The 8961-nt window shown below is 59.4% G+C and carries 10 protein-coding genes and 1 pseudogene; 9 read left to right on the top strand and 2 right to left on the bottom strand.

Features of this window, described 5'->3' with window-relative positions; translation table 11 throughout:
- Both ACRAUW_RS14960 and galE read left to right on the top strand, forming a co-directional pair.
- On the top strand, positions 1 to 570 hold a 570-nt coding region (locus ACRAUW_RS14960; protein WP_431362912.1), incomplete at its 5' end, for a 2Fe-2S iron-sulfur cluster-binding protein.
- Between the two features lie 94 nt (positions 571 to 664).
- Complete coding sequence (galE, locus tag ACRAUW_RS14955; RefSeq protein WP_252412427.1) at positions 665 to 1678, top strand: UDP-glucose 4-epimerase GalE; 1014 nt, start codon at positions 665 to 667, stop codon at positions 1676 to 1678.
- A gap of 69 nt (positions 1679 to 1747) precedes the next feature.
- Here galE and ACRAUW_RS14950 read toward each other — a convergent pair whose 3' ends face one another.
- On the bottom strand, positions 1748 to 2449 hold the full coding sequence (locus ACRAUW_RS14950; RefSeq protein ID WP_431362911.1) for a phosphatase PAP2 family protein: 702 nt from the start codon (positions 2447 to 2449) through the stop codon (positions 1748 to 1750).
- Positions 2450 to 2703: 254 nt separating this feature from the next.
- Here ACRAUW_RS14950 and mpl point away from each other — a divergent pair, with 254 nt between their 5' ends.
- Positions 2704 to 4074, top strand: a complete 1371-nt coding sequence (gene mpl, locus ACRAUW_RS14945) for a UDP-N-acetylmuramate:L-alanyl-gamma-D-glutamyl-meso-diaminopimelate ligase (RefSeq protein WP_431362910.1) — start codon at positions 2704 to 2706, stop codon at positions 4072 to 4074.
- Complete coding sequence (locus ACRAUW_RS14940; RefSeq protein ID WP_431362909.1) at positions 4071 to 4682, top strand: flavin prenyltransferase UbiX; 612 nt, start codon at positions 4071 to 4073, stop codon at positions 4680 to 4682. Before mpl ends, ACRAUW_RS14940 begins: the two co-directional genes overlap by 4 nt.
- Positions 4683 to 4754: 72 nt before the next feature.
- Here ACRAUW_RS14940 and ACRAUW_RS14935 read toward each other — a convergent pair whose 3' ends face one another.
- Positions 4755 to 5369: a TetR/AcrR family transcriptional regulator gene (locus ACRAUW_RS14935; protein WP_431362908.1), complete on the bottom strand. Its 615-nt coding sequence runs from the start codon at positions 5367 to 5369 to the stop codon at positions 4755 to 4757.
- A 201-nt stretch (positions 5370 to 5570) separates the two neighbouring features.
- Here ACRAUW_RS14935 and hpt point away from each other — a divergent pair, with 201 nt between their 5' ends.
- The 5 genes and pseudogenes from hpt to ACRAUW_RS14910 all read left to right on the top strand — a co-directional run.
- Positions 5571 to 6101 carry a hypoxanthine phosphoribosyltransferase gene (gene hpt, locus ACRAUW_RS14930; protein ID WP_431362907.1) on the top strand — a complete coding sequence of 177 codons (531 nt, stop codon included), beginning with the start codon at positions 5571 to 5573 and terminating at the stop codon, positions 6099 to 6101.
- Positions 6102 to 6211: 110 nt separating this feature from the next.
- Positions 6212 to 7129, top strand: coding sequence for an ABC transporter ATP-binding protein (locus ACRAUW_RS14925; RefSeq protein ID WP_431362906.1), 918 nt, complete (start codon positions 6212 to 6214; stop codon positions 7127 to 7129).
- The gene (locus tag ACRAUW_RS14920; RefSeq protein ID WP_033135008.1) at positions 7126 to 7899 is read left to right on the top strand and encodes an ABC transporter permease; all 774 of its coding nucleotides are present in this window, start codon (positions 7126 to 7128) and stop codon (positions 7897 to 7899) included. The genes ACRAUW_RS14925 and ACRAUW_RS14920 overlap by 4 nt, the downstream gene beginning before the upstream one ends.
- A 223-nt stretch (positions 7900 to 8122) precedes the next feature.
- Positions 8123 to 8447: pseudogene (locus tag ACRAUW_RS14915) on the top strand (2-hydroxyacyl-CoA dehydratase); the annotation flags it as partial.
- Between the two features lie 205 nt (positions 8448 to 8652).
- A partial coding sequence (locus ACRAUW_RS14910; RefSeq protein ID WP_431362905.1) for a hypothetical protein occupies positions 8653 to 8961 on the top strand: 309 nt, incomplete at its 3' end.

The raw sequence follows: 8961 nt of genomic DNA, 5'->3' as shown, positions 1-8961 counted from the left end.
AGCGCCCGCTCGCCGGAGGATGTGATCTTCGCAGACGAACTGGCTGCGCTGGCCGCGGCCCATGCCGGTGTGCGCCATGCCCTGATCTTGGAAGAGGCGCCAACGGCTCATCCCTGGGTGGGCCGACTCACTGCGGATATGTTGAGAGAATTGGTACCGGATCTTTTGAGTCGTCACGTCTATCTGTGCGGCCCAACCCCCTATATGGCGGCTATCAGCACCATGCTGGCGGAGCTGGGATTGCCGCCGGAGCAACTGCATCAGGAGTCCTTCGGTCTTCCTCCCGCAGAGCCAGCCACGACCAACAGCGACCACTTCTGGCTGACCCTGAAAAAGAGCGGCAAGAAGGTGAAGATCCTGCCGGGTCAGACCCTGCTGGCGGCGCTGGAAGCGGCGGGCGAAACCATAATGGCCGCTTGCCGCGCCGGGGTATGTGGCAGCTGTCGTTGCACCACCACAGGTGACATCGAGCGCCAGAGCGTGATGACCCTGAGTGCGCAGGATCTGGAGAGCGGCGTTGCTCTGGCCTGCTCCTGCACCGCGAAAGGGGATATCAGTCTCGATTATTGAGATACATAAAGGGCTTCATTGGTATCTCAACCTTTTCCCGAGCGGGCAGGACGGGTAGACTCTGCCCCAGTTTCACCAGAACACGGGATAAAAAATGACAATACTGGTCACAGGGGGCGCCGGCTATATCGGCTCCCACACCCTGGTTGAGCTGCTCGGCGCGGGGCAGCAGGTCGTGGTACTCGACAACCTCTCCAACTCCTCACCGGAGTCACTCAAGCGGGTCGAGCAGATCACCGGCAAACCGGTCACCTTCGTCGAAGGGGATGTGCTGGACAGAGCTTGCCTGCAGCAGCTGTTTGCCAACCACCAGATCGAATCGGTCATCCACTTCGCTGGCCTCAAGGCGGTCGGAGAGTCGAGCCAGATCCCGCTCACCTACTACCAGAACAACATCAGCGGCACTCTGGTGCTGTGCGAAGAGATGGCCAATGCCGGGGTTTTCCGGCTGGTATTCAGCTCCTCGGCCACCGTCTATGGCGATCCCGCCTCGGTACCGCTGCGGGAAGATTTCCCCACCAGCGCCACCAACCCCTATGGTCGCTCCAAGCTGATGGTGGAGGAGATCCTCCGTGATCTCGCCAAATCCGATCCCCGCTGGGCTATCGTACTGCTGCGTTACTTCAACCCGGTCGGCGCCCACGAGAGCGGCCTGATTGGTGAAGATCCCAACGGCATCCCCAACAACCTGTTGCCCTATATCAGCCAGGTGGGTGTCGGCAAGCTCAAGGAGCTGGGGGTATTTGGCAACGACTACCCGACCCCGGATGGCACCGGCGTACGTGACTACATCCATGTGGTGGATCTCGCCATCGGCCACCTGAAAGCACTGGCGCGCATCAAGAGCGACACCGGCGTCTTCACCTACAACCTGGGCACAGGTCAGGGCTACTCGGTACTGGAGATGGTCAAGGCGTTTGAAGCGGCCAGCGGCCGCCCCATTCCCTACCAGATCAAACCCCGTCGCCCGGGCGACATCGCCGAGTGCTGGGCAGAGCCGACGCTGGCCCGTGCCGAGCTGGGCTGGCAGGCAGAGCGCGGTCTGGAGCAGATGATGGTCGATACCTGGCGCTGGCAAAGCAACAACCCGAACGGCTATCAAGGCTGAACTCTCGCGGGTGAATAACAAAACGCCCCGGCATTTTCATGTCGGGGCGTTTTATTTTGCGACGTTCAATCAGTGGGTCTGACTGCGCAGCAGCGGCACACGGGCCAATCGGGGGGCGATGCGCTCTATCAGCCGATCCGCCAGCGAGGTCAACAGCAGCCAGGGCAGGCAGAGGGTCGCCAGCCCCAGCGCGCCGACGTAGACATCAGTAAACCAGTGGGCGCCGGCCAGAATGCGCGGCGAGGAAAAGAGCGGCACCATCAGCAATGCGGTGACTCCCGCCCAGCGCGGCAGATATCGCAAGGCGTAGCCGGTGAAGATCATCAGGAACAGGGCGTGATCGCCGGGGAAGCTGTCACCGGAAGAGTCCTTGGTCGGAATAGCGCTGATCTGGGTCACCCGCAGCGCATCGGCCACCATCAAGGTCGGGCTGGGTCGCTCCACCGGCAATCGGTGACCAAGCTGGTTGATCACCAGTGCGCTCAGCAGCATCACTATGCCCATTGCCACCAGTTGGCGACGACCCGCCAGATCCCGGGCGAAGAAGCAGCGGGCCAGGATCAGCCCCATGCAGGCCAACACCGCCAAATCGAACAGCCGGTTATTGGTGATGGCCACCAGATCGGCCCACCGAGCCGACTGCCAGAGCCAGCCGTTAACGGTATGAAAAATCGCGAGGTCCCACTGATCCCAGGGACCATGGGCGGGCAGCGCAGCCCAACTGATGGCCACCAGACCACCGACCAGATAGCAAAGCAGGAACTTGCCCATGGGGACTCTCCTTTGGAAAAGGGCGATATCGTAAAACTGTAGAGTGCGTCACAAAACCGAAGAATTGTAAGGGAGTACGACACGAAATCAAGCCTCAAATAAGCCCCAATCATTCCAACCTCGTACGCCCCAAGGGCGACAGGATTTCTACCTCCCGTGCAGCTTCTGTGGACCACTCACCCAGAGTGCAGCTTGTGCCACCACCGCAACACCCCCTAGAATGCCCACTTCCCTTTACTGCGAAAGGAAGCGGTATGCATATTCACATTCTCGGGATCTGCGGCACCTTTATGGGTGGTCTGGCGGTGTTGGCAAAACAGCTTGGTTACCGGGTGACCGGTTCGGATGCCAACGTCTATCCCCCCATGAGCACCCAGCTCGAGCAACAGGGCATCGAACTGACCGAAGGCTATGACCCCTCCCAACTCGATCCGGCGCCGGACCTGGTGGTGATCGGCAACGCCATGAGCCGCGGCAACCCCTGTGTTGAATATGTGCTGGACCGCAATCTGCCCTATATCTCCGGCCCCCAGTGGTTGCTGGAGCACGTGCTGCAGGATCGCTGGGTACTGGCCGTCGCTGGTACCCACGGCAAGACCACCACCGCCAGCATGCTGGCCTGGGTGCTGGAGTACGCCAAGCTGGAGCCCGGTTTCCTTATTGGCGGCGTGCCGGGCAACTTCCCGGTCTCGGCCCGTCTCGGCTCCGCCCCCTTCTTCGTCATCGAAGCGGACGAGTATGACTGCGCCTTCTTCGACAAACGCTCCAAGTTCGTTCACTACCACCCGCGCACCCTGGTGATGAACAACCTGGAGTTCGACCACGCGGACATCTTTCCGGATCTCGCCGCCATCCAGCGCCAGTTCCACCACCTGATGCGCACCGTGCCGAGCAACGGCCGGGTGCTGTTCCCGCAAGCCGATGACAACCTCACGGCCGTGCGCAAGATGGGCTGCTGGAGCGAGGTTGAGTTGGTGGGTCAGGACGACGCCAAGTGGAAAGCGGTCAAGCTGGCCGATGACGGCTCCGCCTTCGAGGTGTGGCTGGATGGCGAAAAGCAGGGCGAGGTGCACTGGGAGTGCATCGGCGAACACAACGTCAACAATGGCCTGATGGCCATCGCTGCCGCCCGTCATGCTGGCGTGATGGTGGAGCACGGCATCGCGGCGCTCTGCCAATTCAAATCCCCCAAGCGGCGGATGGAGCTCAAGGGCGAGGTGGCAGGCATCAGTGTCTATGACGACTTTGCCCACCACCCCACCGCCATCGAGACCACCCTCGGCGGCCTGCGCGCCAAGGTAGGCGGCTCACGTATTCTGGCAGTGCTGGAGCCGCGCTCCAACACCATGAAGCTGGGAGTTCACAAGGAGGAGCTGGCTGGCTGCTTCGATGGTGCCAACGAGGTGTTCTTCTTCCAGCCCCCCAACATCGGCTGGGATCTCGGCGAGGTGACAGCCCATATGACTCAACCCGCCAAGGTGTTCAACGATCTGGAGACCCTGATCAACCGGCTGGTGGCCGAGAGCCGCGATGGCGACCATATTCTGATCATGAGTAACGGCGGCTTCGGCGGCATTCATGACAAACTGATCGCCCGCCTCAAGGATTATCACGGCGAACTATGAACAAAGCGATCACCCTGGCGCTGACCGGTGCCTCCGGCGCCCCCTACGCCCTGCGCCTGCTGGAGTGTCTGGTGCAGGCGGACTATCGGGTCTACCTGCTCGCCTCATCGGCGGCACGAGTGGTACTCAAGACCGAGCAGCAGCAGGATTGGCCCGGCTCGCCGAAAGAGCTATCGGCTTATCTCTGTCGCCAATATGGCGCCAAAGAGGGGCAGATAGTCGCCTGTGGCAAGGAGGAGTGGTTCTCACCGGTGGCCTCCGGTTCGGCGGCCCCCAAACAGATGGTGGTCTGTCCCTGCTCCATGGGCACAGTCTCGGCCATTGCCAACGGCGCCTCCGACAACCTGCTGGAACGGGCTGCGGACGTGGTGATCAAGGAGCGCGGCCAGCTGATCCTGGTGCCCCGCGAAACCCCCTTCTCGGCGATCCATCTGGAGAACATGCTGAAACTGGCGCGGCTCGGGGTGACCATCATGCCTGCCGCCCCCGGTTTCTATCATGAGCCAAAAAACATCGCGGATCTGGTGGACTTTATGGTCGCCCGCATCCTCGATCATCTCGGTGTCGAGCATGAGCTAACCCGCCGCTGGGGCTATGACCACCACTGAGCTGACCGCCACATCCGACCATAAAAAAACGGCGCAACTCAATGAGTGACGCCGTTTTTTCGTTAAGCCGTGTTAGCGAGCCTGAATTGGCGCCGTCACGTACTTGAACAGGAAATCAGTCACCTCTTCGCGCGCCGGGCGCTGGGGTTGATTGATCATCTGCATCATCACATAGCCAAAACCGCTCAAAGATCGGGCCAGATCCTGCGCCGACAGCACGCTGGCGATCTCCCCTGCATCCATGGCGGTTTGCAGCTCGCTGGCGATCAGCTCAAGACACTGATCGAGCAGCCGGGTATAGCGAGGCCATACCTCTTCCCGAACCGATGAACTCCACTCCAGCCAGATACCTGCATAATCGGGCTGGTCGTAGGCCGCATCGACAGAGAGGCGTACATGACGCTGGATCTTGTCGAAAATGGAGCCCTGGTCACCGTATGCCTGCGACAGCATCTGGTTCACAAAGCGCTCGATCTCGGCCAATACCTCATCTACCAACTCCTCGCGGGTGTTGAAATAGTTGAAGACGGTAGCCACAGAGACCTTGGCCTGTTCGGCGATCTCGGCGTGACCAGCACGACCGATACCGCGGCGGGAGAACACTTCGATGGCACATTCCATCAGTTGGTTGCGACGAGCCTCCGGCGACAGCCGGGTACGACGTCTTATTTCTGCGCGTGGTTCCATAGTTTTTATCATCTAATAGTTATTGATTATGGTGTTTATAGTATTGTAACTAATCATGCCTGAGTGCCTGCTCACTCTATCAATTAAAATAAGCCGATAAAAGCACCACGTATCGCTAGCACCCTTCGACATGAGTGGTAGAATCATCGGTTTTGATATTCATGAAAGGCCAGTTTCCCTTTGGCCATATGGGAGTAAGTGATGAAACACACCGTTGAGGTGATGATCTCCGAGGCTGACATAACCGCCCGGATCGCCAAATTGGGTGAAGAGATCACCGCCCGCTATCAGGGTTCCAACGAAGTCGTAATGATCGGTCTGTTGCGCGGTTCCTGCGTCTTCCTGGCTGACCTCTGCCGTCAGTGCCAACTGCCCATCACCCTGGACTTCATGACCGCCTCCAGCTATGGCTCCGGCATGCACAGCAGTCGTGACGTGCGCATCCTCAAAGACCTGGATGACGACATCAAGGGCAAGGATGTGGTGATCGTTGAAGACATCATCGACACCGGCTACACCCTCAACAAGGTGCGCGAGATCCTCTCCCTGCGCGAGCCGAAATCCCTCTCCATCTGCACCCTGCTGGATAAACCCTCCCGCCGCGAAGTACAGGTGCCGGTTGACTGGGTCGGCTTTGCCATTCCGGATGAATTCGTGGTCGGCTGCGGCATCGACTACGCCCAAAAATACCGCAACCTGCCTTTCATCGGCAAAGTGGTACCCCAGGAGTAAACCAGGGTCAGGAATATCACGGGTGAAGCGGTCTTGCGCCCTTTACTCTGTGCAGGCGGCCTCGGCCGCCTTTTCTCTATCAAGACGGGTTCAGCCAATTAGAGGTTGCAATGAACGCTCTGGAAATCAGCGGCCTGAAAAAGACCTATCAGGGGGGCGTCGAAGCCCTGAAAGGCATCGATCTTACCGTCAAGCAGGGGGATTTTTTCGCCCTGCTCGGCCCCAACGGGGCTGGTAAATCCACCACTATCGGCGTCATCAGCTCGCTGGTGAACAAGAGTGGCGGCAAGGTAAAGGTATTCGGCTATGACATCGACACCCATCTGGAACAGGCCAAGGCCCAGCTCGGGCTGGTGCCGCAGGAGTTCAACTTCAGCCAGTTCGAGAAGGTGATCCAGATTGTCACCCATCAGGCAGGTTTCTACGGTGTGCCCAAGGCGGAAGCCAAGATCCGCGCCGAGAAGTACCTGCGCCAGCTCGATCTGTGGGAGAAGCGCGACATGCCTGCCCGCACCCTCTCCGGCGGCATGAAGCGTCGCCTGATGATCGCCCGCGCCCTGATGCACGAACCCAAGCTACTGATCCTCGATGAACCGACCGCCGGGGTCGATATCGAGATCCGCCGCTCCATGTGGAGTTTCCTCAAGGATCTCAACGAGCAGGGCGTCACCATCATACTCACCACCCACTATCTGGAAGAAGCGGAGATGCTGTGCCGCAACATCGGCATCATCGACAAAGGGCGCCTGATCGAAAACACCAGCATGAAAAACCTGCTGGGCAAGCTGAGCCGCGAAACCTTCCTGCTCGACCTTGCGCCAGGTTCTGCCGTACCTGATGTGCCAGAGTTCAACGGCCGCATGCAGGATGAGCGCACCCTGGAGGTGGATCTCGACAAGAGCCAGTCCCTCAACAACCTGTTCGAGCAGCTGTCAAACCAGCAGGTGCAGGTCGTGAGCATGCGCAACAAAGCCAACCGGCTGGAAGAGCTGTTCGTCACCCTGGTCGAAGAGGGGAGAAAAGCATGAACCTGACCACGTACTACATCGCCTTCAAGAGCATTCTGGCCAAGGAGGTGAGCCGCTTTACCCGGATCTGGATCCAGACCCTGGTGCCGCCCGCCATCACCATGAGCCTCTACTTTGTCATCTTCGGCAACCTGATCGGTTCGCGCATCGGTGACATGGGTGGTTTCACCTACATGGAGTTCATCGTACCCGGCCTCATCATGATGTCGGTGATCACCAACTCCTACTCCAACGTCGCCTCCTCCTTCTTCAGCGCCAAGTTCCAGCGCAATATCGAGGAGATGCTGGTGGCGCCGGTGCCCAACTACGTCATCATCGCCGGTTACGTGGGCGGGGGCGTGGCACGCGGCCTCTGCGTCGGCCTCATCGTCACCCTGGTGTCGCTCTTCTTCGTGCCGCTGCAGATCCACCATCTGTTCAGCGTCTGCTTCACCGTGCTGCTCACCTCGATCCTCTTCTCGCTGGGGGGCCTTATCAATGCGGTGTTTGCCAAAACCTTCGACGACATCAGCATCATCCCCACCTTCGTGCTGACGCCGCTCACCTATCTGGGCGGGGTGTTCTACTCCATCAGCCTGCTGCCCCCCTTCTGGCAGGGTGTCTCCCAGGTGAACCCCATCATCTACATGGTGAACGCGTTCCGTTACGGTTTCCTCGGTATCTCCGACGTGCCGCTCGGCACCGCCTACCTCATCATCATCGGCTTTATCGTGGCCCTCTACGGTATCGCCTGGTGGCTCATCTCCCGCGGCACCGGTCTACGCCACTGACACCCAAACGGACACCCCTGGTGTCCGTTTTTATCTCCCTCTGTTGCCACTTACGCTAAATCACCCCCTTATCAATAACCTGTCTGTTATTAAGGCCTTGCATGACTCCTCATGATCCACCGCAATTTTCCAATCCCCCCCAAAGGTATAATTCCCGCAGTTTGACGGGCCGTCATGGATAGCACCACCGTCTCTTCATTTTCACGTCAGGGCAGGATCGCCTATGTCACTGGTCACCGAGCTGCCAGCCATTTTCGATAACTTTTCAGATGCCCGTTGTCAGGACTGTCTGGCCGTGATGGTACTCAAGGAGCGACAGATCCCTCGGGTCGGCACCTATTGCACTTTTATGTCGCAGGAGGTGGTGATAGCCGCAAGCGCCGTGGGGTGTCGCTCTGCTCCACCTGCGACGGCAAGACGAAGATGTACGAGTGCATGGCCGAGTTCAAACCGGTGCACGTAATGCCACTGCCCAACCACGCCGATGACGAGGCCCCCGCCCCCTGTGGCGTAGTGAAATAGTCCGCTGCAAGGCGTTGCTAAAGCAACACGACCAGTCGTTTCGAAACTGCAAAGCGGATGGAGACTATCAGGAACTCGCCCGCTATCCGGCCGCCTGAGCAGGCAGGAAAACACCGATTAACCGTCCAATACCCGATCGCGGCACTCACCGCTTTTAACCGGCGCCACGGATGACCAGTGTTTCACAACACGGGAGCCACCGACCCCCTATTTACAACAAGGAGCAATACCATGCACAACACGCACACTGGCCACACTCACATGGCCAAACGCTGGCTGACCGGCCTGCTGATGTCGGGCTGCCTGCTGGCAGCCCAGGCGGGCGCCGCCCCCTCCGGCAAGGATATGACCATCTGGTTTGATCTCGGCGGCCCGGTCGGCGAATCCTACGTCACCGTGGTACAGAATGGCGCCAAGCAGGCGGCAGAGGATCTGGGAGTGGATCTGCGACTGGTCTACTCCGACTGGCAACCCCAGAAGATGATCGAAAACTTCAAGCAGGCGGTAGCCGCCAAGCCCACCGGCATCGTGGTGATGGGC

It is taken from the genome of Aeromonas sp., from assembly GCF_050633025.1.
Classification (GTDB): domain Bacteria; phylum Pseudomonadota; class Gammaproteobacteria; order Enterobacterales; family Aeromonadaceae; genus Aeromonas.
This window is presented reverse-complemented; position numbering and strand designations above follow the sequence as displayed.